General features: G+C 45.1%; 25 protein-coding genes and 1 pseudogene. 20 read left to right on the forward strand and 6 right to left on the reverse strand.

Translation table 11 applies throughout. The annotated features are described in order from the left end of the window. Positions 1–11: 11 nt before the first annotated feature. The 5 genes and pseudogenes from recF to RKD52_RS00520 form a co-directional block, all read right to left on the reverse strand. Positions 12–1,122: pseudogene (gene recF, locus RKD52_RS00500) on the reverse strand (DNA replication/repair protein RecF). Positions 1,123–1,167: 45 nt separating this feature from the next. Then, positions 1,168–1,386, reverse strand: coding sequence for a S4 domain-containing protein YaaA (gene yaaA / locus RKD52_RS00505; RefSeq protein ID WP_029282910.1), 219 nt, complete (start codon positions 1,384–1,386; stop codon positions 1,168–1,170). 205 nt (positions 1,387–1,591) lie between these two features. Further along, positions 1,592–2,728, reverse strand: coding sequence for a DNA polymerase III subunit beta (gene dnaN / locus RKD52_RS00510; RefSeq protein WP_454098236.1), 1,137 nt, complete (start codon positions 2,726–2,728; stop codon positions 1,592–1,594). Positions 2,729–2,984: 256 nt separating this feature from the next. Then, entirely contained in the window at positions 2,985–4,331 is a 1,347-nt protein-coding gene (gene dnaA, locus RKD52_RS00515) for a chromosomal replication initiator protein DnaA (protein ID WP_029282914.1), read from the reverse strand. Positions 4,332–4,592: 261 nt separating this feature from the next. Next, positions 4,593–5,204 (reverse strand): hypothetical protein, encoded by a 612-nt coding sequence (locus RKD52_RS00520; RefSeq protein WP_454098237.1) that lies wholly within the window; start codon positions 5,202–5,204, stop codon positions 4,593–4,595. A gap of 68 nt (positions 5,205–5,272) precedes the next feature. Here RKD52_RS00520 and rpmH point away from each other — a divergent pair, with 68 nt between their 5' ends. From rpmH to RKD52_RS00575, 11 genes are all read left to right on the forward strand, one after another. Beyond that, the gene (gene rpmH, locus RKD52_RS00525; RefSeq protein WP_029282916.1) at positions 5,273–5,407 is read left to right on the forward strand and encodes a 50S ribosomal protein L34; all 135 of its coding nucleotides are present in this window, start codon (positions 5,273–5,275) and stop codon (positions 5,405–5,407) included. Positions 5,408–5,573: 166 nt separating this feature from the next. Then, positions 5,574–5,948 (forward strand): ribonuclease P protein component, encoded by a 375-nt coding sequence (gene rnpA, locus RKD52_RS00530; RefSeq protein WP_454098238.1) that lies wholly within the window; start codon positions 5,574–5,576, stop codon positions 5,946–5,948. Between the two features lie 106 nt (positions 5,949–6,054). Beyond that, the gene (gene spoIIIJ, locus RKD52_RS00535; protein ID WP_454098239.1) at positions 6,055–6,831 is read left to right on the forward strand and encodes a YidC family membrane integrase SpoIIIJ; all 777 of its coding nucleotides are present in this window, start codon (positions 6,055–6,057) and stop codon (positions 6,829–6,831) included. After that, entirely contained in the window at positions 6,828–7,448 is a 621-nt protein-coding gene (jag, locus tag RKD52_RS00540; RefSeq protein WP_454098240.1) for an RNA-binding cell elongation regulator Jag/EloR, read from the forward strand. Before spoIIIJ ends, jag begins: the two co-directional genes overlap by 4 nt. Before the next feature lie 259 nt (positions 7,449–7,707). Next, positions 7,708–9,093 carry a tRNA uridine-5-carboxymethylaminomethyl(34) synthesis GTPase MnmE gene (gene mnmE / locus RKD52_RS00545; protein WP_454098241.1) on the forward strand — a complete coding sequence of 462 codons (1,386 nt, stop codon included), beginning with the start codon at positions 7,708–7,710 and terminating at the stop codon, positions 9,091–9,093. Positions 9,094–9,153: 60 nt separating this feature from the next. Further along, entirely contained in the window at positions 9,154–11,043 is a 1,890-nt protein-coding gene (gene mnmG, locus RKD52_RS00550; protein WP_454098242.1) for a tRNA uridine-5-carboxymethylaminomethyl(34) synthesis enzyme MnmG, read from the forward strand. Between the two features lie 19 nt (positions 11,044–11,062). After that, complete coding sequence (rsmG, locus tag RKD52_RS00555; RefSeq protein ID WP_369734857.1) at positions 11,063–11,779, forward strand: 16S rRNA (guanine(527)-N(7))-methyltransferase RsmG; 717 nt, start codon at positions 11,063–11,065, stop codon at positions 11,777–11,779. A gap of 127 nt (positions 11,780–11,906) precedes the next feature. Continuing rightward, positions 11,907–12,773 (forward strand): nucleoid occlusion protein, encoded by an 867-nt coding sequence (gene noc, locus RKD52_RS00560; protein ID WP_342826968.1) that lies wholly within the window; start codon positions 11,907–11,909, stop codon positions 12,771–12,773. Positions 12,774–12,948: 175 nt separating this feature from the next. Next, the gene (locus RKD52_RS00565) at positions 12,949–13,710 is read left to right on the forward strand and encodes a ParA family protein (RefSeq protein ID WP_029282932.1); all 762 of its coding nucleotides are present in this window, start codon (positions 12,949–12,951) and stop codon (positions 13,708–13,710) included. Then, on the forward strand, positions 13,703–14,557 hold the full coding sequence (locus RKD52_RS00570) for a ParB/RepB/Spo0J family partition protein (protein WP_369734858.1): 855 nt from the start codon (positions 13,703–13,705) through the stop codon (positions 14,555–14,557). The genes RKD52_RS00565 and RKD52_RS00570 overlap by 8 nt, the downstream gene beginning before the upstream one ends. Before the next feature lie 74 nt (positions 14,558–14,631). Beyond that, positions 14,632–15,333, forward strand: coding sequence for a DUF554 domain-containing protein (locus RKD52_RS00575; protein ID WP_454098243.1), 702 nt, complete (start codon positions 14,632–14,634; stop codon positions 15,331–15,333). 2 nt (positions 15,334–15,335) lie between these two features. On the opposite strand, the gene yyaC is transcribed toward RKD52_RS00575, so the two are convergent. Beyond that, positions 15,336–15,959 carry a spore protease YyaC gene (gene yyaC, locus RKD52_RS00580; RefSeq protein ID WP_454098244.1) on the reverse strand — a complete coding sequence of 208 codons (624 nt, stop codon included), beginning with the start codon at positions 15,957–15,959 and terminating at the stop codon, positions 15,336–15,338. Between the two features lie 172 nt (positions 15,960–16,131). On the opposite strand from yyaC, the gene RKD52_RS00585 reads away from it, so the two are divergent. The 9 genes from RKD52_RS00585 (at position 16,132) to rplI (ending at position 23,374) form a co-directional block, all read left to right on the forward strand. After that, on the forward strand, positions 16,132–17,022 hold the full coding sequence (locus RKD52_RS00585) for a mechanosensitive ion channel family protein (protein WP_454098245.1): 891 nt from the start codon (positions 16,132–16,134) through the stop codon (positions 17,020–17,022). After that, positions 17,019–17,216: a DUF951 domain-containing protein gene (locus tag RKD52_RS00590; RefSeq protein ID WP_029282942.1), complete on the forward strand. Its 198-nt coding sequence runs from the start codon at positions 17,019–17,021 to the stop codon at positions 17,214–17,216. Before RKD52_RS00585 ends, RKD52_RS00590 begins: the two co-directional genes overlap by 4 nt. A 234-nt stretch (positions 17,217–17,450) precedes the next feature. Then, a complete protein-coding gene (ychF, locus tag RKD52_RS00595) occupies positions 17,451–18,551 on the forward strand; it encodes a redox-regulated ATPase YchF (protein WP_454098246.1) in 1,101 nt (366 codons plus the stop codon). A gap of 113 nt (positions 18,552–18,664) precedes the next feature. Then, positions 18,665–18,952: a 30S ribosomal protein S6 gene (gene rpsF, locus RKD52_RS00600; RefSeq protein ID WP_369734863.1), complete on the forward strand. Its 288-nt coding sequence runs from the start codon at positions 18,665–18,667 to the stop codon at positions 18,950–18,952. A gap of 38 nt (positions 18,953–18,990) precedes the next feature. Beyond that, positions 18,991–19,524: a single-stranded DNA-binding protein gene (ssb, locus tag RKD52_RS00605; protein ID WP_426864868.1), complete on the forward strand. Its 534-nt coding sequence runs from the start codon at positions 18,991–18,993 to the stop codon at positions 19,522–19,524. 46 nt (positions 19,525–19,570) lie between these two features. Beyond that, on the forward strand, positions 19,571–19,810 hold the full coding sequence (gene rpsR, locus RKD52_RS00610; protein WP_029282950.1) for a 30S ribosomal protein S18: 240 nt from the start codon (positions 19,571–19,573) through the stop codon (positions 19,808–19,810). Between the two features lie 127 nt (positions 19,811–19,937). Beyond that, complete coding sequence (locus RKD52_RS00615; RefSeq protein ID WP_426864869.1) at positions 19,938–20,867, forward strand: YybS family protein; 930 nt, start codon at positions 19,938–19,940, stop codon at positions 20,865–20,867. Positions 20,868–20,951: 84 nt separating this feature from the next. Further along, a complete protein-coding gene (locus RKD52_RS00620; RefSeq protein ID WP_454098247.1) occupies positions 20,952–22,931 on the forward strand; it encodes a DHH family phosphoesterase in 1,980 nt (659 codons plus the stop codon). Further along, positions 22,928–23,374 (forward strand): 50S ribosomal protein L9, encoded by a 447-nt coding sequence (rplI, locus tag RKD52_RS00625; protein ID WP_369734868.1) that lies wholly within the window; start codon positions 22,928–22,930, stop codon positions 23,372–23,374. Before RKD52_RS00620 ends, rplI begins: the two co-directional genes overlap by 4 nt. Positions 23,375–23,470 lie beyond the last annotated feature (96 nt).

The following is a 23,470-nucleotide window of genomic DNA, read 5'->3' on the forward strand; positions in this document are numbered from 1 at the left end:
ACCTCTCTCACTTAAGTAAGCGTGCCTTTTGAAACGCGGTACGTTGTTGCTTCCTTCAGCGTCTTATGGTCAATGCCCTCAACGCTTGTCGTCGTGACAAACGTCTGCACTTTCCCCTGAATTGTATTTAATAAATGCGATTGCCTGTAATCATCAAGTTCAGATAAAACATCATCAAGAAGAAGAATCGGATACTCGCCGATTTCTTCGTGAATCAGATCGATTTCTGCAAGTTTCAGCGAGAGAGCGGTTGTCCGCTGCTGTCCCTGGGAGCCGAACGTCTGGACGTCACGCCCGTTCACAAAGAAAAGAAGATCATCTCTGTGCGGACCGGCAAGAGTTGCTCCGCGCTCAATTTCTTTTTTCTTTTATTTTATCAAACTTCTCTTCATATCCTTCTATCATTTTCGACAAACTTGAGGCTTCTGATACATCAGCGGAGGCTTTATACTCAATCGTCAGTGTTTCAAGCCCCCTGCTGATACCCTCATGGACCGGCTGAGCCCATTTCTGGAGCTTGCCGAGAAACTCCATTCGCTTTTTCACTACTTTTGCAGCGGATTCTGCAAGCTGCGAAGTCAGCACATCAAGCATCGTCCGGTCAGTCTGCCTCTTCATCTGCAGCTGTTTTAAATACTGATTCCGCTGCAGCATGACCTTTTGAAATTTATTTAAATCATGAAGATAGACAGGCGAAACCTGTCCGATTTCCATATCGATAAAGCGTCTTCTGACCTGGGGGCTGCCTTTTACAAGGTTAAGGTCTTCGGGAGCAAACATGATCACGTTCATCGCTCCGACATACTGGCTTAATTTCTGCTGCTCAATGTGGTTCAACTTCGCTTTTTTTCCTTTTTTTGAAATGACGAGCTGCATTGGCACAGAACCGTTTTGTTTTTCTGCTCTGCCTTCTATTTTAGCATATTCCTCGTCCCAGTAGATAAGATCTTTGTCATTTGACGTGCGGTGGGATTTGGCCATGGCCAGGACATAGATCGCTTCCATCACATTCGTTTTCCCCTGGGCATTCTCCCCGAGGATGACATTGACCTTGTTTTCAAACTCCGCAGTCAGTTCTTTATAGTTGCGGTAGTTCCGCAGGGACAGTTCTTTGATAAACAAATCCGTTCACCAACTTTAAGTTGTGTATTTCACATCTTGAAACATTCAGCTTTTAACGATAAATGTTCCGAAATCAGGAATATCAACAAGATCTCCGTCATAAAGTTTTTTGCCGCGGCGGTTCTCAGGCTCCCCGTTTACAAATATCGCATATTCCTGAAGAAACCATTTTGCCATGCCGCCGGTCTGAATCACATCCGCCAATTTTAAAAATTGGCCCAGTGCTATATATTCTGTATCTATTTTAACAGGTTTTCTGGACATTCCGGATCGCCTTCTTTCTAAAATCTCTAACACTTTATTTTACTAAATATACTGGCCATACCACAATAGGCAGCTGCCTGTTCTTTTTAAAGAAAATCGTGTCTTCTCTGCGCGGACACTACGCGTGACAAAAGTCCTTCCCATAACGGATAAGACTGCTGCTAAAAAAAGAAAGCTGCCGGCAGACCGCCGGCAGCTTGTGTCATTAATACGTTCTGACAGGGAGAATCAGCTGAAGGATGGAATCGTCATTTGGAGTGCGAATCAAAAACGGTCTCATCGCACCTGTAAAGCTGATGCTGATTTCTGTTCCCTCAAGTGCCTTTAATGCATCCATCATATATTTTGCACTGAAAGAAATTTTTAATTCCTCTCCCGAGAGTTCCTGTGTCTGCACTTCCTCGATGACTTTTCCGATTTCCGGAGTGTTCGAAGAAACTTCGACAATCCCGTCTTCAAGCGTAGAGAACTTTACGACGTTGTTTCTGCCTTCTTTTGCAAGAAGAGATGCGCGGTCGATGGCCTGAAGAAAATCTTTTGTATTCAGAACCATTTCTGTTTTGCTTTCAGAAGGAATCAGCCTCGTTGTATCAGGGTAGTTTCCGTCAAGAAGTCTTGAGAAGAACAGCAGGTTTTCCGCTTTGAAAAGCACCTGGCTTTCTGTGATCACGATTTCGATTTCTTCGCTCGTATCAGCAAGAATTTTGCTCAACTCATTTAAACTTTTTCCGGGAATGACAACATTGTAGGAAGTGTCAGCTTCCATTTCAATTTTTGCCTTGCGGAGGGCAAGACGGTGGCTGTCTGTTGCGATGCAGATCAGCTCTTTATTTTCAAGCTTCCAGTTAACACCTGTCAAAATCGGGCGGGTTTCGGAAGTTGAAACAGAAAAAACGGTTTGTCTGATCATCGTTTTTAAAAGATCTGTCGGAACTTTGAAGCTGTTGTGCTCTTCCACTTGAGGAAGATGCGGATATTCCTCTGCATCCAGTCCGTTTAAGTTGAACTCTGCTTTGCCTGAACGGATGACTGTCATGTGATGGCCATGAACCTCCATCTCCACAGATTCCTTAGGAAGTTTTTTAACGATTTCACTGAAGAAACGGGCTTGAAGGACGATGCTGCCTGCCTGCTTGATTTCTGCAATCTCTTTTCCGTTTTCTTCTGTAGGAATGAAAGACTCAATCGAGATATCAGAATCACTTCCTGTAAGAGTGACTCCTTCTTCTGTTGCCACAATTTTAATTCCCGTCAGGATTGGAATAGTCGTTCTGGACGAAACAGCTTTCATGACATCCTGTACGCTTTGAACAAGACGGTCTTTTTGAATGACGAATTTCATTAGGGTAAATCCTCCTTTTTTTCGTACGGTGGAATATTTCTTCTGGTGACTTAATATATATATATTTTAAAGAAAAAAATAGTAGAAGTACTAGTAGGGCCTGTTGATATGTGTATAACTCTGTTGAAGAAAGGAAACACAGCCTATCCACATGTGGACAGACTGTGTATGAATCGTATTGGGTTATTCACATTATCCCGGATGCTCTATTTTATTTTGAGATGATTTTGCCCTGTTTATGCTGCTTGAGAGAGAGCTAGTTCTTAAGCATGCTCTCTATTTCTTTCAGCTGTTTAACAAGCTGATCATCAGCCTGAAGGAGCTTGGAGATTTTCTCATGGGCATGAATGACGGTTGTATGGTCACGGCCTCCGAATTCCTCGCCGATCTTTGGAAGAGAGGAATCAGTCAGTTCCCGTGACAGATACATCGCGATTTGCCTTGGAAATGCGACGGATTTTGTTCGTTTCTTTGCTTTAAAATCCTCAAGCTTCACGCTGAAATGCTGGCCTACCATGCGCTGAATATCCGCAATGGTGATCATTTTCGGCTTTGAGCTCGGGATGATGTCTTTTAAAGCTTCTGCAGCAAGATCTGCATTTATGTCTTTATTGATAAGGGATGAATAAGCAACAACCCGAATAAGTGCGCCTTCAAGTTCACGAATGTTGGAATCAATTTGATTGGCGATATAAAGCATGACTTCATTAGGGATATCAAGGCCCTCAGCCTTTGCTTTTTTTCTGAGAATCGCAATACGCGTCTCAAGATCCGGAGGGGTAATGTCCGTAATCAGTCCCCATTCAAATCTGGATCTGAGGCGGTCTTCTAGTGTCGGTATTTCCTTTGGAGGACGGTCGCTGGAAATGACAATCTGCTTGCTTTCTTCATGCAGGGTGTTAAACGTATGGAAAAACTCCTCCTGCGTCTGTTCTTTTCCGGCAAGAAACTGAATATCATCTATAAGCAAAACGTCAACGCTGCGGTATTTGTTGCGGAAATCTTTCGCCTTGTTATCACGGATGCTGTTAATGAATTCGTTCGTGAATTTCTCTGAGGACAGGTAAACGACCTTTGCATTTGGTTTATGATCAATGACATAATGGCCGATTGCATGCATAAGATGCGTTTTTCCAAGTCCTACTCCCCCATAGATAAACAGCGGATTGTAGGCTTTTGCAGGCGCTTCTGCCACGGCAAGCGACGCTGCGTGGGCAAACCTGTTGCCTGAACCGATAACGAATGTATCGAACGTATATTTTGGATTCAGCATATTTTGAGGCAGCTCGATCTGCTCTTCGTCCTTTGCCACCTGCTTAATCGGTGATTTCGGCATAAAATCTGCTTCGTTCTGATTTTGGGGAATAATGAACTTGATCAGCAGCTCCTCGCCTGTCAGTTCATAAATGGTATTGGCAATTAAATGCAGATACCGTGATTCCAGCCAGTCGCGTGCAAATTCATTTGGAGCCGTAATCGTCAGCGTGTCTCCTTTAAGTGCATGGGCCTTCGTCGATTTCAGCCACGTTTCAAAGCTTGGCTTGCTGAGTTTTTTTTCAATTTCAGACAGCGCCTTGCTCCACAGCTCATCAATGTTCTCCATATGAGGCATCTCCCTCCTTCTTTAAAAAAGTAACGTGTATATGTTTTGTACAACCATTCATAGGCATGCGAATAAATATACAAAAAGGACAAAATGTGCATAAATATATAATATAGTAGTAAAACATCTTTTCGACATAAACCATCACGTGTGGACAAGTTTTTTAACAGGGTGTTTATAATCTTTCCACATGTTATCCACAATGTGTGGATAATTGATTTTATACCGTTTGATATTCAGAGTGAAAACACAAATATAATATCAAATTAAACGAAGCGGCGCAATGGTTTTGAAAAACTTATCCACATACCTGCTTTCCTGTTGAGAAAAATTGTCCACATCTGTTTGTTCTGTGAGAAACCTGTCGATAACGGGTGTGGATAAAAAATATTGTCGAAAAAATTGTGCACAGGGCGGTGCCACGGGAAAAAATTGAACACGCTGCAGAAGGTGTTTCAGATCTAATCCAGAATTGTTTTTGTCTTTGAAATTGAAAATGAGCTGAAATCCAGTGGACTGCAGCGGAAGAAACTTGACTCCTTGTCCAGCTGCAGCGCCCAACTCCTCTGTCAGAACAAAATCCCCCAAAAAGTCAAACCCGGACTTTTCGGGTGATTTCTTATCTGACTGCCGGAGCAAAACGGGCGCTTCCGCTTTTCTACGGGATGAAGAGGGCACGGGAGACCCCGCAAGCGAAGCGAGGAGGCTCCCGGCGCTCCCCGCGGAAAGCAAGTTTCTGGAGCGGAAGGGAACGGTTTGTCGTGCGGAAAGCAAGTTCTGAAGGGAACGGTTTGCATGAGGCAACCAAGAACCATCAGAAAAAAGAGAACGAAAAACCGCACCATGAAATCTTTTTTGACAGATGGTTGACAATTCGAGGGGTCACTCTCTATAATTAGAAAGACTGTCTTTAACAGCTATTCCTCAGGGAGGTGTCTATAATGAAAAGAACGTATCAGCCAAATAACCGCAAACACAGCAAAGTTCACGGTTTCCGCGCTCGCATGAGCTCAAAGAACGGACGTAAAGTGCTAGCAGCACGTCGTCGCAAAGGAAGAAAAGTATTATCAGCATAGGCCACTGAAAACTATCAGTGGTCTTTTTTACATGGCCCAATCCTTCAAACAGATTGGGCCATGTTTTTAGGAAAACAGCTGTTTAAATAGATTCTTTTAAAGAAATAATGATGGCAGAGCTTTCAGCAGGCTAAAGGAACGTCAGGGAAGGATCCGGAGTGAGGGCATGAAAAAGAAAAACCGCATTAAAAAAAACGAAGACTTCCAAAAAATATTCAAGCAGGGCAAGTCGATGGCAAACAGACAATTTGTGATCTACATGCTGAATCAGCCTGAAGAAAAGGAATTCCGCTTAGGCCTGTCAGTCAGCAAAAAGATAGGAAATGCCGTAACCAGAAACAGGGTGAAGCGTCTAGTCCGTCAAGTATTCCTTGAAGAAAAAGACAGCTTGAAAACAGGCATGGACTACATTGTCATTGCCAGAAAACCCGCGTCTGAAATGGACTATCATGAAGTGAAAAGCAGTCTCCTGCACCTTTTCAGAAAAACGAAAATCCTAAAGCCCGGCATTCGCCGTGAAAGCGCCATAAAAAATACATAGAAATGTCTAGAACAAATTTCGATTTCTTATCTAAAGATGTTAGAATATAGGTTGGATACACCGGCAAAAATAGCCGGTTCAGTTAGATTGTTAGGAGGAATACCGGTTGAAAAGGAGAATATTGTTAGTGCTTGGCTTAGTGAGCATGGTGATGCTTCTTGCAGGATGTACAGAAGTCAATCAGCCAATCACAGAAGAAAGCCAGGGGTTCTGGAATCAGTACATTGTCTATCCGTTGTCATGGCTTATCATATATTTCGCAGAATTAACGGGTGAAAATTATGGAATCTCCATTGTCATCGTAACGCTTATTATCCGCTTTGCCATTCTGCCTCTGATGATCAAGCAGATCAAAAACTCCAAAGCGATGCAGGAACTGCAGCCTGAAATGCAGAAGCTGCGTGAAAAGTACAGCTCGAAAGATCAGAAAACACAGCAGAAGCTTCAGCAGGAAACGATGGCTCTTTTCCAGAAGAATAAGGTAAATCCTCTTTCAGGATGTTTTCCTTTACTTGTGCAGATGCCGATTCTTATCGGATTCTATCATGCCATCATGAGAACAGAAGCAATTGCCGATCACAACTTCCTGTGGTTTGACCTTGGTGCACGTGATCCATTATTCCTTCTGCCGGTCATTGCCGGTATTACAACATTCATTCAGCAGAAATTAACGATGGCAGGAACAGCAAGTCAAAATCCGCAAATGGCCATGCTTCTTTATATCATGCCAATTATGATCGTCATCTTTGCTGTCAGCTTCCCGGCTGCACTTTCCCTGTACTGGGTTGTAGGTAACTTGTTCATGATCGTGCAGACTATGATCATCTACGGACCTGATATTAAAAAGAATGCCCTTTTGAAATCGGGAGGAAAGAAAAAGTGAGAGAAATAACTGCTGAGGGACTTAGCGTCAAAGAAGCAGTACAATCCGCTTTAAACCAGCTTCATGCAACTGAAAATGAAGTAGAAATCACCGTGATTGATGAAGGAAAAAAAGGTTTTTTGGGCCTGTTCGGCTCAAAGCCGGCAAGGGTGAAAGCTGTTAAACGGCCGAACCCCGCAGAAGAAGCGCATCGCTTTTTAATGGATGTTGTCAGAAACATGGGCGTGGACGCAACTGTTGAAATGAAGCAGGACGGGAAAAATGTGACGTTTCAAATTGAAGGAGAGAAAGTGGCTCTTTTAATCGGAAAACGAGGACAAACCCTCAATTCCCTGCAGTATTTAACGCAGCTTGCGGCAAACCGCCATGCCAATCACTATCTGAACATTACCGTTGATGCGGAAAACTACAGATCCCGCCGCAAAGAGACCCTGATCCAGCTCGCCCACAAGCTTGCCCATCAGGCAATCCGGACGAGGAAAGAGGTTCCGCTTGAGCCGATGCCTTCCTATGAACGGAAAATCATTCATGCTGCACTGGTCAGCCAGCAGCATAAAATCAAAACCTACTCTGTAGGTGAAGAACCTCACCGCCATTTGGTGATTGCGCCTAAATAGCAAAACCCCGCTGATACTCATTCAGCGGGGTTTTTTCTGTCTTCAGGAGGACTTAGATGAAGCGTGATTGGAAATATTGTTATTAACATGTGGATAAGTTAAAATAATAGGTAACTGAATGTGCGGAAAATCAGACTGTGGATAAATTGAACTTTTTTCCTTTCAAATAAGAAATAACTGTGATATCTTATAAATTTGACTGCGTATTTAATAGAACATGCCATTATAGATTAATTTTGAAAGAAGCGGGGTGAAACGCATGGATTTCGATACGATTGCGGCTATATCCACACCGATGGGAGAGGGAGCGATCGCCATTGTCAGACTGAGCGGCGATGAAGCCATCGCGGTAGCTGACCGGCTTTACTCCGGACCATCCGGAAAAAGACTGCGTGACGTTGAAAGTCATACCATTCATTATGGACATATAAAGGATCCTGATACAGGCCAGATTGTAGAAGAAGTGATGGTGTCTGTATTAAAAGGACCAAAAACATTCACCAGAGAAGATATTGTTGAAATCAACTGCCACGGCGGCATTGTTTCGGTTAACCGTGTCCTGCAGCTTGCCCTGAACGGAGGAGCAAGACTTGCAGATCCTGGTGAGTTTACAAAACGTGCGTTTTTAAACGGAAGAATTGACCTGTCCCAGGCTGAAGCGGTGATGGACCTCATCCGCGCCAAAACGGACAGAGCCATGAACGTAGCGCTTGGCCAGATGGAAGGAAGACTTTCCAAGCTGATTCAAAAGCTGCGCCAGGAAATACTTGAGACACTGGCACACGTTGAAGTGAACATCGATTATCCTGAATACGATGACGTTGAAGAAATGACGCACAGTGTGCTCATTGAAAAAGCGACGTATGTGAAGCAGGAAATTGAAAAGCTGCTCCAGACTTCCCAGCAGGGGAAAATTTTACGGGAAGGCCTTTCGACTGTTATCGTAGGCCGTCCGAATGTAGGGAAATCCTCGCTGCTTAACAGCCTCATCCATGAAAATAAAGCGATTGTCACAGATATTCCGGGAACGACGCGAGACGTGATTGAGGAGTACGTGAATGTAAGGGGCGTGCCTCTCAGGTTGGTCGATACGGCAGGAATCCGCGAGACGGAAGACATCGTAGAGCGGATCGGTGTTGAAAAATCCAGACAGGTGCTGAAAAAGGCCGACCTTATTCTGCTTGTCATGAACTTCAGCGAAGTTCTTTCACAGGAAGATGAACAGCTGTTTGAAGCTGTCAGCGGGATGGATGTCATCGTGATTGTCAATAAAACAGATCTGCCTCAGCAGATTGATTTGGACCGGGTAAAAGAGCTTGCCGGAAACTCGCCGGTTGTCACGACGTCACTGCTTGAAGAACAGGGCATTGACCAGCTTGAAGAATCCATCAGCTCCCTCTTTTTTGAAGGGGCAGTCGGTCCTTCGGATTTAACCTATGTTTCAAATACAAGACACATTGCCCTGCTGTCGCAGGCAAAACGGTCAATTGGTGATGCTCTTGAAGCCATTGATGCAGGCGTTCCGATTGATATCGTTCAAATTGATCTGACGCGCACATGGGAGCTTCTCGGCGAAATCATCGGGGATGCTGTTCATGAAAGCCTGATTGATCAGTTGTTTGCCCAGTTCTGTCTCGGAAAATAAGCTGCACGATTTTACATTTTGCTTTTTTTTATAAATGACTTTTTTTAAGGAGGAACTGCCGTGGGATATCACGCAGGTGATTATGATGTTGTTGTCGTAGGCGCCGGCCATGCGGGAGTTGAGGCTGCTCTCGCTTCTGCAAGAATGGGCGCCAAAACGCTGTGTTTGACGATTAATCTCGATATGGTCGCGTTTATGCCGTGCAATCCGTCTGTTGGCGGGCCGGCTAAAGGAATTGTTGTCCGCGAGATTGATGCTTTGGGCGGAGAAATGGCAAAAAATATCGATAAAACACATATTCAAATGAGAATGCTGAATACAGGAAAAGGACCGGCTGTCAGAGCGCTTCGTGCTCAGGCAGACAAGTTTACGTATCAGCATGAAATGAAAAAAACAATGGAAAATGAACGGAATTTGACGATGCTTCAGGGAATGGTCGAGCGACTGATCATGGAAGACGGCGAATGCCGCGGGGTCATCACGCAGACAGGTGCAGAATACCGCGCCAAAACGGTTGTGCTGACAACAGGCACATTCCTTAGAGGGGAAATCATTCTCGGGGAGCTTAAATACTCAAGCGGCCCGAACAATCAGCAGCCTTCTATTCAGCTGTCTGAGCACCTTCAGGAAATTGGCCTTGATATGGTCCGTTTTAAAACAGGCACGCCTCCGCGGGTCAACAGCCACTCCATCGACTACAGCAAAACAGAGATTCAGCCGGGAGACGACGTACCCCGAGCTTTTTCCTATGAAACGACAAAATACATCACAGACCAGCTTCCTTGCTGGCTTACTTATACAAGTGAAGAAACGCACCGGATCATCGACGACAATCTGCACCGTTCGCCGATGTACTCAGGCATGATCAAAGGAACGGGTCCGCGCTATTGCCCGTCCATTGAGGATAAAGTGGTGCGCTTCAACGATAAGCCGCGCCATCAGATTTTCCTTGAGCCTGAAGGCAGAAACACTCAGGAAGTGTACGTGCAGGGACTTTCAACAAGTCTTCCTGAAGATGTGCAAAGACGCATTCTTTCATCAATCCCTGGTCTTGAAAAGGTAGAAATGATGCGCGCAGGCTACGCAATCGAATACGATTCGATCGTTCCGACGCAGCTGTGGCCGACCCTTGAAACGAAAAAGGTGCCGGGACTTTTCACTGCCGGACAGATCAACGGCACATCCGGCTATGAAGAAGCCGCCGGACAGGGACTGATGGCCGGAATTAACGCCGCCAGCAAAGCCCTTGGCAAAGAAGAGGTCATTCTGAGCCGTTCGGACGCTTATATCGGAGTTCTGATTGATGACCTTGTCACAAAAGGCACGAATGAGCCGTATCGTTTATTGACCTCAAGAGCAGAGTACCGTCTCTTGTTAAGACATGATAATGCGGACCTGCGTCTTACAGAAACCGGCCATAAAATCGGTTTGATTAAAGAAGAGCGCTATCAGTCGTTCCTTCTGAAAAAAGACGAGATTGAAAAAGAGAAGAAACGCTTAAGCACCGTGATCATCAAGCCGAATCAGCAAACTCAGGACGTCATCAGACAGGCTGGCGGAAGCGAGCTCAAAGACGGCATCCGTGCAGCTGATCTCCTCAAAAGACCGGAAATGAACTACAATCATATTCAGGCGCTTGTTCCGGCAGATGAAATTATTTCCGGAGAAATAGCTGAACAGGTTGAAATTCAAATCAAGTATGAAGGCTATATTGAGAAATCTCTTCAGCAGGTGGAAAAGCTCAAGAAAATGGAAAACAAAAAAATTCCTGAAAATATCGATTATGACGCAATCTCAGGGATTGCATCAGAAGCGCGCCAGAAGCTGAAAGAGGTCAGACCGCTTTCAATGGCACAGGCTTCGCGGATCTCAGGGGTTAATCCTGCTGATATCTCCATTCTTCTTGTTTATCTAGAACAGGGCAAGATCGCCAGAGTGGCGAACGAATAGCATCAGAAAGGTTTTGACTATGGACATTTCGTTATTTAAGGCAAGTCTCGAAGAAAAAGGAATCACCCTGACAGACACGCAGCTTCAGCAGTTTGAGACATACTATGATCTGCTTGTAGAGTGGAATGAAAAAATGAACCTGACTTCGATTACGGAAAAAAAGGAAGTCTATTTAAAGCATTTTTACGACTCCATTTCCGCTGCTTTTTATTTTGACTTTACAAAGCCGCTTTCCATATGTGATGTAGGGGCAGGCGCCGGTTTTCCGAGCCTGCCGATCAAAATCTGCTTTCCGCATCTGAACGTGTCGATTGTGGACAGCCTGAATAAACGCATCACGTTTCTCGACCACCTCTCAAAATCTCTGAATCTGTCCGGTGTATCCCTTTATCACGACAGAGCCGAAACGTTCGGCAAAAAGAAAGAACACAGAGAGTCGTATGACGTTGTGACAGCGAGAGCGGTAGCGCGCCTTTCCGTATTAAGCGAGCTTTGCCTCCCGCTTGTCAAGCCGGGCGGACATTTTGTGGCCATGAAGGCTGCAAGTGCGGAAGATGAACTTTTAACAGCGAGAAAAGCCATCAGCACTCTCGGCGGAAAAACAGAAAATAAATATGCTTTTGAGCTGCCTCTTGAAGAAAGTGAGCGCTCAATCATCGTCATCCATAAGCAAAAACCGACACCTGCAAAATATCCGCGAAAACCGGGTACACCGAATAAACTTCCTCTTGAGTAGAGGCTCGCCTGAAGACAGCGGGTTCTTCAGTGAAGCGAATCAGGAGGAAAGTTTGATTTGCATGCAGGAAAAAAGAGACTTGAAAGAGAAATAATATGATGGCAGTTTCTAAAGGTGGTGTAGGCTCATGAAGCATCCATTCTCTCGTTTTTTCGGCTTGGGAGAAAAAGAAGATACAGCAGAAAAAACAGCAGGAATAGATACAGAAGAAATTGATGATTCAGTATATGATGAGGTAAAGAAGATTCCGGTTGCGGACATCGTCCCGAACCGTTTTCAGCCGCGTACTGTATTTGCTGATGAAAAAATTGAGGAACTCTCTCTTACAATACACACACATGGCATCATTCAGCCGATTGTTGTGCGCCAGGCAGACGGCAACTATGAAATTATTGCCGGGGAAAGAAGATTCAGAGCTGTTCAAAAACTTGGCTGGGAAACGATTCCTGCCATCATCAAGGATTTCAACGATACGGAAACGGCATCTGTTGCGCTGATCGAAAATCTTCAGCGGGAAGAGCTTTCTGCCATTGAAGAGGCTGTTGCCTATGCAAAGCTGCTCGAGCTTCATAACCTGACGCAGGAAGCCCTTGCACAGAGACTTGGAAAAGGACAGTCTACTGTAGCGAATAAGCTCAGGCTACTGAAACTTCCGGATGAAGTGCAGCAGGCGCTGCTTCAGAAGAAGATCACAGAAAGGCATGCGAGAGCGCTCATTCCTCTTAAGAAACCTGAACCTCAAATCCTTTTGCTTGCAGAAATTATGGAAAAGCAGCTCAATGTGAAGCAGACAGAAGACCGTGTTGTGAAAATGCTCGAAAAAACGGCGCCAAAAGCAAAAGCGAAACGAAAAGCGTTCAGCCGTGATACGCGCATCGCCATGAACACAATCCGCCAGTCGCTCTCAATGGTTGCAGACACAGGCGTCAAAATTAATGCCGAAGAAGAAGAGTTTGAAGAATACATTCAATTTACGATAAAAATCCCGAAATAAGCTCTCCTGCGTCCGTTGCAGGCGGGCTTTTCTTTTGCGGACAGAACCTGATAAAACAGGGTTTACGGCCTATCGGCGCATTTTTTTAAATTCCTAAAAAGTTCAAACTATTGTCCATATTTCATGATAGAATAAAGAGATGATAGAGTTCATGTCTAGTGAATGAGGTGACACTGTGGGGAAAATTCTTGCCATTGCGAACCAGAAAGGCGGAGTTGGCAAAACAACAACTTCCGTAAATCTTGGCGCTTGCCTGGCTTATATTGGAAAACGGGTTTTGCTCGTTGATGTTGACCCACAAGGAAATGCGACAAGCGGTATTGGAATTGAAAAAGCAGATGTTGAACTATGTGTTTATGATATTTTAGTAGATGATGCAGATGTAGTAGATGTCATAAAGCCGACTGCTGTCGAAAATCTGGATGTTATTCCGGCCACGATCCAATTAGCGGGTGCCGAAATTGAACTTGTCCCGACCATTTCCAGGGAAGTCCGTCTGAAACGTGCGCTTGAAAAAGTAAAACATAACTATGATTATATGATTATCGATTGTCCGCCTTCTCTCGGGCTTCTGACAATCAACGCTCTGACGGCCTCTGATGCCGTCCTCATCCCTGTGCAATGCGAATATTATGCTCTTGAAGGGCTGAGCCAGCTTTTGAACACAGTAAGGCTTGTCCAAAAACATTTGAATACCGATTTAATGATTGAAGGCGTTCTCCTGACAATGCTTGATGCCAGGACCAACCTGGGCATACAGGTCATTGAAGAAGTGAAAAAGTATTTCCGCGATAAAGTTTACAGAACGATTATTCCCCGTAATGTGCGTTTAAGTGAAGCACCAAGTCATGGAAAGCCGATTATCATTTACGACCCGCGATCAAGAGGCGCAGATGTATATTTAGAATTGGCAAAGGAAGTGGTAGTGAATGGCTAAAGGGTTAGGAAAAGGACTTAACGCTTTTTTTACGAATATAGAAGCCGGCAAAGATGAATCTTATCAGGAAATCAAACTGAAGGATTTGCGTCCCAATCCCTATCAGCCCCGAAAAACATTTGCACCCGGTGCGATTGAAGAACTGAAGGAATCCATCCTTCAGCATGGCATTCTCCAGCCGATCGTTGTGAGAAAAAGCATAAAGGGCTATGAAATTGTTGTCGGTGAAAGACGGTACCGCGCGGCGAAAGAAGCAGAACTTGAGGTTGTGCCTGCCGTTGTGAGGGAGCTGACCGAGCAGCAGATGATGGAGCTTGCTCTCCTTGAAAACCTTCAGCGAGAAGACCTCTCTCCGATTGAAGAGGCTGCTGCATATCAGTCCCTGCTTGACCACCTGCACATTACGCAGGAGGAACTCGCCAGGCGGCTCGGCAAAAGCAGACCTCACATTGCCAATCATTTGAGGCTTCTTTCCCTTCCGGCAGCCATTCAGCAGCATATATCCGATGGCAAGCTCTCAATGGGCCACGGAAGAACGCTGCTTGGACTGAAAAACAAAGAGAAAGTGAAGCCGCTCGCTGAAAAAATCATGAAGGAACAGCTGAATGTCCGCCAGGTGGAACTTCTGGTGCAGCAGCTGAACGAAAACGTTCCACGTGAAACGAAAAAGAAGGCTGTCAGCAAAGATGTGTTTATTAAAGAGAGAGAATCCTACTTGCGGGAGTATTTCGGTACATCTGTCACCATCAGGCAGCAAAAGAAAAAAGGTAAAATTGAAATTGAATTTTTCTCAAAGGAAGATCTCGAGAGAATTCTGGAATTGCTTGAAGCGGAGCAATCATCTTAGGAAGCCATCTTGCCCATAAGGCGGCTTCTTTTGCTTTGGCTGACAGTACATACAGTTAAACGGAGTGATATAAATTGGTTTTAACAGGAAGTTTGGTTAACGCAGCGGGTATCATTGCAGGGGCCCTGTTAGGCCTTCTGCTGAGGAAAATACCTGAGACGATGAAACAGACCGTCATGGCTGGAATCGGTCTGTTTGTGATGGTTTTAGGGCTTGATATGGCGCTTGAGAGCAAGCAGCTTTTCATCGTGATCATCAGCCTAGTGCTTGGAGCCGTCATTGGGGAAGCGATTGATATTGAACAAATGCTTCACCGGGTCGGACGCCTGCTTGAACGGAAATTCAGCAGGGATCAGACCGGAAACTTTGCGCAGGGCTTTGTGTCGGCCACACTTATTTTCGTTATCGGGGCTATGGCGATTGTCGGATCGCTTGACAGCGGTCTTAGACAGGACCATGACATTCTGTATACGAAGTCCATGATAGACGGCTTTACGAGTATGGTTCTTTCGAGCACGCTTGGCATAGGCGTACTGTTTTCAGCCGTGCCGGTCTTTTTGTATGAAGGCGGCATCGCCGTGTTTGCCAATGTGATTCATCAATATATCCCTGAGAGTTTGCTTGATGATCTTATTTCAGAAATTACAGCAGTCGGCGGAATCCTGATTTTTGCAATCGGCTTGAACATGCTCTCGATTAAAGCCATCCGCGTGGCAAATCTGCTTCCGAGTCTGGCTGTCGTTGCTGTGATCATCACTGTGATGAAACTTGTATAATCTTACTGTATAGACCTGCTGGCATCCTTTACCTGGTTCAGCCAGGAGGTTTTTTTCTTTGTCGGCGCTGCGTTCATTTCGCGGTCAATGGATGCAATGCTGTCCGCAATAATCGAGGCCATCGACATCACAAGATGCAGCCTTGTGTTCTGAAGGACAAAAAACTCCATAAATCCGCTCACATTGACAATGCCATTAATGTGGATGTCTCCGACTTCAGGAAGAACCTTGTTGACACCTGCGCCAGGCTTGATCGGGCCAGCCCCAACCTGAAACGTCCCGACGCTTTTTAACCTGCCGAGGCATGCATCTACAGCTAAGATAAACGGCTTATGGAAGACGCGTTCAATCGCCTCTATGGTTTCTTCTAAATTAACTGCATGGACAGGGTTTGCAAGTGTTCCGTATATATGAAAATGGCGCAGGCCTGCTTCCTTCAGCTTTGTTCCGACTAAAGGCCCCAGGGAATCGCCTGTTGAACGGTCTGTTCCAATGCAGAGCACAACAACCGGTTTCCGTACAGAATGAAGGAGTTTCAGTTCAGCTGACAGCTGCTCGGCCGCATGTTCATCTTCATAATGGATACGGTCACGCGACGGTTTTAAAAAGCCAGGTTTAAAATTCATCCTTTCACTCCCTCATTTTAGTAGTATCAGTATACGGAAGAATTCAGAATTCTATACATGATTACGTGATTGCGGGAGTTTTGGGTCAGGACTGTCATTTCCTATGAAAAGTTGCTAAAATAAATTTTATCTTTAGGAATGTTTTATCTTTCATTAGAAAGGTTGATAAATAGTGGACTTTGCCAACAAGCTGATAAATAAAATGACAGATTCTTTTTTTAATGAAGATATGTGGCTCAGTGCAGGACAAGGCCTGCTGAAAATCATCGGGATTCTGATTCTTGCCTCCATCCTGATCAAGATCGGCAATGTGGTGATCGGAAAGATTTTCATGCTCCGCACCAAATCGCCGCTCAGGATTTCAGAGCGGAGAGAAAACACCCTTGTTAAATTGCTGGACAATGTTCTGACCTATCTTGTTTACTTCATTGCTCTCCTCATGATTCTTGAGACGCTGAGCTTTGATGTAAAGGCGCTTCTTGCAGGAGCGGGAATTGTCGGTCTTGCCGTCGGCTTTGGCGCGCAAAACCTTGTACGGGATATTATCACGGGTTTCTTCATTATTTTTGAGGATCAGTTTTCTGTAGGGGATATGATCCGTGTAGGGCAGTTTGAAGGAACGGTTGAAGAAATCGGCCTGCGGACGACAAAAATCAAAAGCTGGACCGGTGAAATCAATATTCTTCCAAACGGGAACATAACGGAAGTGACAAACTTCTCGATCAACAACAGCGTGGCGTTTGTCGATGTCAGCATTGCCTATGAGGGAGACATCCCGAAGGCTGAAAAAGTCATTGAGGACCTTCTGCTTGAGCTTACTGATAAATATGAAGAAATGGTCGCGCCGCCTGAACTGCTCGGTGTGCAGAATCTCGGACCGTCTGAAGTTGTACTCCGGGTTGTAAGCGAGGTTCTCCCGATGAAGCATTTCCATATTTCAAGGGTGCTCAGAAAGGAAATTAAAATGAGGCTTGATGAGCACGGAATTGAAATTCCATATCCGCGCATGGTGATGTACTCAAGAAACGAGGAATCAAGGACAAAAGAAAGGATGACGGAATAGTGGATAAAGAGTTCGGCTTAAATGACGTTGTCGAAATGAAAAAACCCCATCCGTGCGGAGAGAACCGCTGGAAAATTATCCGAATGGGCATGGACATCCGCATCAAATGCGAAGGCTGCTCCCACAGTGTCATGATTCCGCGCCGGGAATTTGCCCGGAAGATGAAAAAAAGATTAGTAAAACATGAAGAATAAGTTTTTCTAAAGGGAAAACACGGATTTACAAGCCGGTTTTCCTTTTTTTAGTGGAGAAAATGCCATTTCAGCATTCCGGGCCTCTCCCTCTTTAGCTTGTCATTTCCTTCTTTACTATCTATAATTGTTGAAGATTGGTTTAGAAACGAGGACTTGTCTTTTTTTTGTCCAGAAGATAAAACGCAAAGCCCTTTTTGATAAGGGCCATTTAAATATAGAGGAGTGGAATTCATTATGGCTTTAACAGCTGGAATCGTCGGTCTTCCGAACGTCGGGAAATCGACTCTTTTTAACGCCATCACACAGGCTGGAGCAGAATCAGCCAACTACCCGTTCTGCACAATCGATCCGAACGTAGGGATCGTTGAAGTGCCGGATGAGCGTCTTCAAAAGCTGACAGATCTTGTTCAGCCTAAAAAGACGGTTCCGACTGCATTTGAATTTACCGATATTGCAGGAATCGTAAAAGGCGCAAGCAAAGGAGAAGGCCTTGGAAACAAGTTCCTTTCCCATATTCGTCAGGTAGATGCAATCTGCCACGTTGTCCGCTGCTTTGCAGATGACAACATCACTCACGTTGCAGGAAAAGTGGATCCGATTGATGATATCGAAACGATCAACCTTGAACTGATCCTTGCAGACCTTGAATCAGTAGACAAACGTGCAGACCGCGTCGGCAAGCTTGCAAAACAAAAAGACAAAGATGCCGTTTATGAGCATGAGGTTCTGTTAATGCTTAAAGAGGCGCTTGAAAATGACAAACCAGCCCGTTCTGTCGAATTTACAGACGAACAGATGAAGATCGTAAAGCATCTTCACCTGCTTACAAGCAAGCCGGTTCTTTATGTAGCAAACGTTTCTGAAGACGAAGTGGCAGATGCGTCAAACAATGAATATGTAAAGGCTGTCCGCGAATTTGCAGCAGACGAAAAAGCAGAGGTTATTGTTGTCTGCGCCAAGATTGAATCTGAAATTGCAGAGCTTGACGGCGAAGAAAAAGAAATGTTCCTTGAAGAGCTCGGAATTCAAGAATCAGGCCTTGATCAGCTGATCAAAGCATCATACAACCTGCTTGGCCTTGCTACTTACTTCACGGCAGGCGTTCAGGAAGTGCGCGCATGGACGTTCAAAAAAGGCATGAAAGCACCTCAGTGTGCCGGTGTCATCCACTCTGACTTTGAACGCGGATTTATCCGCGCAGAAACGGTTTCCTATGAAGATCTGCTGAATGCAGGAACAATGGGAGCAGCCCGTGAAGCCGGAAAAGTGCGCCTTGAAGGAAAAGAATACATCGTGAAGGACGGGGACGTTATTCATTTCCGTTTTAATGTCTAATCCCGGGTTGCCTAAAGTCCATTTGTTTGCTATAATTTAAACTTGTGAGTAATTGAAATGTTAATTGCTCCTTGCCCGTTTAGGGCCGTTTAGACCAAAAGGAGGTGTAAGAGATGAATAAATACGAAATCATGTATATCATCCGCCCAAACATTGAAGATGAGGCTAAAAAAGCTCTTGTTGAGCGTTTCAACACAATTTTAGCTGACAATGGTGCGGAAGTTGAAGAAGTGAAAGAGTGGGGCAAGCGCCGTCTTGCTTACGAAATCAACGATCTTCGCGATGGCTACTACATGCTTCTTCAAGTTGCATCAAAGCCTGAAGCTGTTCAAGAATTTGACCGCTTAGCTAAAATCAGCGAAGACATCATGCGTCACATGGTAACTAGAAAAGAAGCGTAATTCATATAGATTAGATATCTCAGAAAAGGATGATTCTGATGATGAACCGGGTTGTTTTAGTCGGCAGACTAACAAAAGATCCAGAACTGCGCTACACTCCAGCCGGAGCGGCAGTTGCTACTTTTACATTAGCTGTAAACCGTGCCTTCACAAACCAGCAGGGCGAAAGAGAAGCGGACTTCATTAACTGTGTTGTATGGCGCCGTCCAGCCGAAAACGTTGCAAACTTCCTTAAAAAAGGCAGTCTTGCGGGCGTTGATGGACGTCTTCAGTCACGCAGCTATGAAGACCAGACTGGCAAGCGCGTATACGTAACCGAAGTGGTTGCAGAAAGCGTCCAGTTCCTTGAGCCTAAAAGCGGCGGTGGTGGAAACAGCGGCGGTGGCGGAAACAACAATTATTACGGCGGAGGCCAGGGTGGACAAGGCGGACAGCAAAATCCATTCAGCCAAAACCAAAACCAAAATCAAAATCAGAATCAGCGTAATCAAGGGCGTTCGAACTTTGATGACGATCCATTCGCTAACGATGGAAAGCCGATTGATATCTCTGATGATGACTTACCGTTCTAAAACATACAGCTCGAACTAAATAAAGTTACGGAAGGAGGAAACAACTATGGCAGGCGGACGCAAAGGTGGACGTGCAAAACGTCGTAAAGTGTGCTACTTCACTGCACACGGAATCACTCACATCGACTACAAAGATGTAGATTTGCTTAAAAAATTCGTTTCTGAGCGCGGTAAAATCTTACCACGTCGTGTAACAGGAACTAGCGCTAAATATCAGCGTAAATTAACGATTGCTATCAAACGCTCTCGTCAAATGGCTTTACTTCCATACGTTTCTGGCGAATAATAAGATGAAAAAGGCAGTGAGGATTCCTTGCTGCTTTTTTTATTATTCAAAGAAACCCTGACATGATTTGATTTGCATGCAGCGCTTCATTTAAAATAAGCTTGGAAGGTAAAAAAGAGGTGAATCTGTGAAACGTGTTAACGTACTGACAGAAGGCGCGATTCTTTTGGCGCTGTTTGCTGTCTTAACATTTATGACGCTTTATCTGCCGCTGTTTGGGGCAATATTAATGTTCTTTATGCCGCTGCCGTTTATTTTGTATACGGTCAGGCATGGGTTAAAGCCGGCAGGCATTCTGACGGCTGCATCGTGTGCTGTGCCATTGTTAATTGGTTCTTTGTTTGCTTTGCCGCTGACCCTGATTTTTTCAATAAGCGGGATTGTGATGGGTCATTTCTACAGAAAAAAGCAGACAGCAGGAGCTTTAATCGCTGGAACACTTTCCTTTCTGCTGAGCTTTGTCGTGCTGTATGCTGCATCCGTTGCGTTTTTTCAGGTTGATCCTGTGAAGGAAATGACAGCTGCGATGGATGAAACCTTTGAAATGGCGAGATCCATGATGGCAGCAGTGGGCCAGGAAGCAAATGAAGACGCAATTCAACAATTGGAAGAGCAGATGAAGCTCATAGGCTACTTGATTCCAAGTGTCCTTCTCTCTTCTGCTTTTATTTTCACCCTGCTCTCGCACGCCGCGGCCATTCCGGTGATGAAAAGACTGAATGTGCAGATGGCAAAGCTTAAGCACTTCCGCGAGTGGAAACTGCCTTCAAGCATCGTATGGTATTACCTCGGTGTAAGTTTTCTGATGTTTTTCGATCTTCAGGAAGGAAGCTTTCTTTTTATCGCCGCTGTTAACCTTCTGTTTATGCTGCAGATGCTCCTTGTCATCCAGGGATTTTCATTCATCTGGTTCTACAGCTATGTGAAAAATTATTCAAAAGCGATACCGGTTGTTGCGGTCATTGTGTCATTGATTGTGCCGATCCTGATGTATCTCGTAAGAATCTTAGGTATAATTGATTTAGCATTTAATTTGCGGGGCCGTGTGAAAAAATAAAAGAAAAGCGCATAAACTAGATTCATACATTGACTAAAGCAATCTTGCGTATGTTTCACTGTAGGTTTGAGGAGATGAAACAACATGCCCAGCTTTTTTGAAAAACCATTAATCAGGTACCCCCTTTTAGCATTGATTGCCCTGACCGCGATTTCCATCATCATCCTCTTTTACTATCAGTGGATGATCGGTTTAGCCGGGGTCCTTCTTTTAGGTGCGATTTTGTTTCTTCTCCGGGCTGCCGATAGAAAAATAAAAGCAGAGATGGAGACTTATATTTCCACGCTCTCCTACCGCCTGAAGCGGGTTGGAGAGGAAGCTTTGATGGAAATGCCGATTGGCATCATGCTGTTTAATGAACAGTTCCATATTGAATGGACCAATCCATTCCTTACCTCTTGTTTTCATGAGGATACCCTTGTCGGGCGGTCCATGTATGATGTCGCAGAAGCTCTCGTTCCGCTTGTGAAACAGGAAGTGGACACCGAAACGATCACCCTTCATGAACGGAAATTCAAGGTGATCATTAAGCGCGAAGAACGGCTCCTCTATTTCTTTGATGTAACAGAGCAGATTGAAATTGAGAAGCAGTATGAAGATGAGCGCACGGTTCTGGGGCTCATTTTCCTGGATAATTACGATGAAGTGACCCAGGGTCTGGATGATCAGACCAAGAGTTCGATCAACTCTCATGTCACGTCCATCCTGAACAAATGGGCGACCGAAAACGGCATTTATTTGAAACGAACATCCTCAGAACGCTTTATGGCGATCCTGAATGAACATATTTTAATTAAGCTTGAAAAAGGAAAGTTTTCGATTCTTGACGAAGTAAGAGAGCAGACGACCGTTGAAAACATTTCCCTGACGCTGAGCATCGGAATCGGGTCAGGTGTCCCTTCTCTGACAGAGCTTGGCGACCTTGCCCAGTCGAGTCTTGATCTTGCACTAGGACGCGGAGGCGACCAGGTGGCCATCAAGCAGACGAACGGAAAAGTGAAATTCTACGGCGGAAAAACGAATCCGATGGAAAAACGAACGCGCGTACGTGCAAGGGTTATATCACACGCTCTGACAGAGATTATTTCTGAGAGCGACAAGGTCATCATTATGGGCCACAAATACCCTGATATGGACTCGATCGGATCCGCTATCGGCATCCTGAAAGTGGCGCAGGTGAACGATAAAGAAGGCTTTATCGTGCTTGATCAAAACGAAATTGATACAGGTGTACAGCGCTTGATCCAGGAAGTCAGACAGCACTCGGATCTCTGGTCCCGTTTTATTACGAGAGACGAGGCGCAAGAGATATCGACCGATGATTCTGTGCTGATTGTCGTAGACACGCATAAGCCATCCCTTGTCATCGATGAAAAACTGCTCAATAAAATGGACAATGTCGTCGTCATCGACCATCACAGACGCGGGGAAGAATTTATTAAAGATCCGCTTCTCGTCTACATGGAGCCTTATGCTTCTTCAACGGCCGAGCTAGTAACAGAGCTTCTGGAATATCAGACAAAACGTCTGAAAATGAACATGATTGAAGCGACGTCGCTGCTTGCCGGCATCATCGTGGATACGAAAAGCTTCACGCTAAGAACGGGATCGCGCACATTTGACGCGGCTTCTTATTTAAGGTCCAAAGGGGCAGACACGATCCTCGTGCAGAAGTTTATGAGAGAAGACATTACCCACTACGTGAAGCGTTCAAAACTGATTCAAAATACAAACATGCTGAGAGAAGGCATCGCAATCGCTAAGGCAGATCCTGATTCAGAGGAAACGTTTGATCAGGTCATCATCGCCCAGACAGCGGACACCCTGCTGTCGATGAGCGGAGTTGTGGCATCGTTTGTCCTTGCCCGAAGAAACGACCAGACCATCGGCATCAGCGCCCGTTCACTCGGGGACATAAACGTCCAGCTGATCATGGAAGCCCTGGACGGCGGCGGACACCTTACGAATGCTGCCACTCAGCTTGAGAACCTGTCCCTAAACGCGGCAGAAGAGAGATTAGAACAGGCAATCCTGGAGTATTTAGAAGGAGGAACCAAATCATGAAAGTTATATTCCTGAAAGATGTTAAAGGCAAAGGAAAAAAAGGGGAAGTGAAAAATGTAGCAGACGGCTACGCACATAACTTCCTGATCAAACAGGGGCTTGCAATCGAAGCCAACAACTCAGAAATCAGCAAACTGCAGGGCCAGAAGAAAAAAGAAGAAAAAGAAGCCGCAGCAGAGCTTGAGCGCTCAAAAGAACTGAAAGAAACGCTCGAGAGCCTGACAGTTGAGCTCAAAGCAAAATCAGGAGAAGGCGGCCGCCTTTTCGGATCGATCACAAGCAAGCAAATCGCAGATGAACTGCTGAAAACACACGGCCATAAACTCGACAAGCGCAAAATCGAGCTGCCGGATGCCATCCGCGCTCTAGGGTTTACAAACGTGCCTGTCAAGCTTCACCCTGACGTAACAGCAACACTGAAAGTGCATGTAACTGAACAATAATAAGCAAGATGTGATGTGTGAATGGATGCTGCTTCTTTTCTGCGCATCACATCTTTTTTGCAGGCTTAAGTCCTGCCTAAATCAAGTTAAGGACGG

Source organism: Metabacillus sp. SLBN-84 (genome assembly GCF_053629595.1).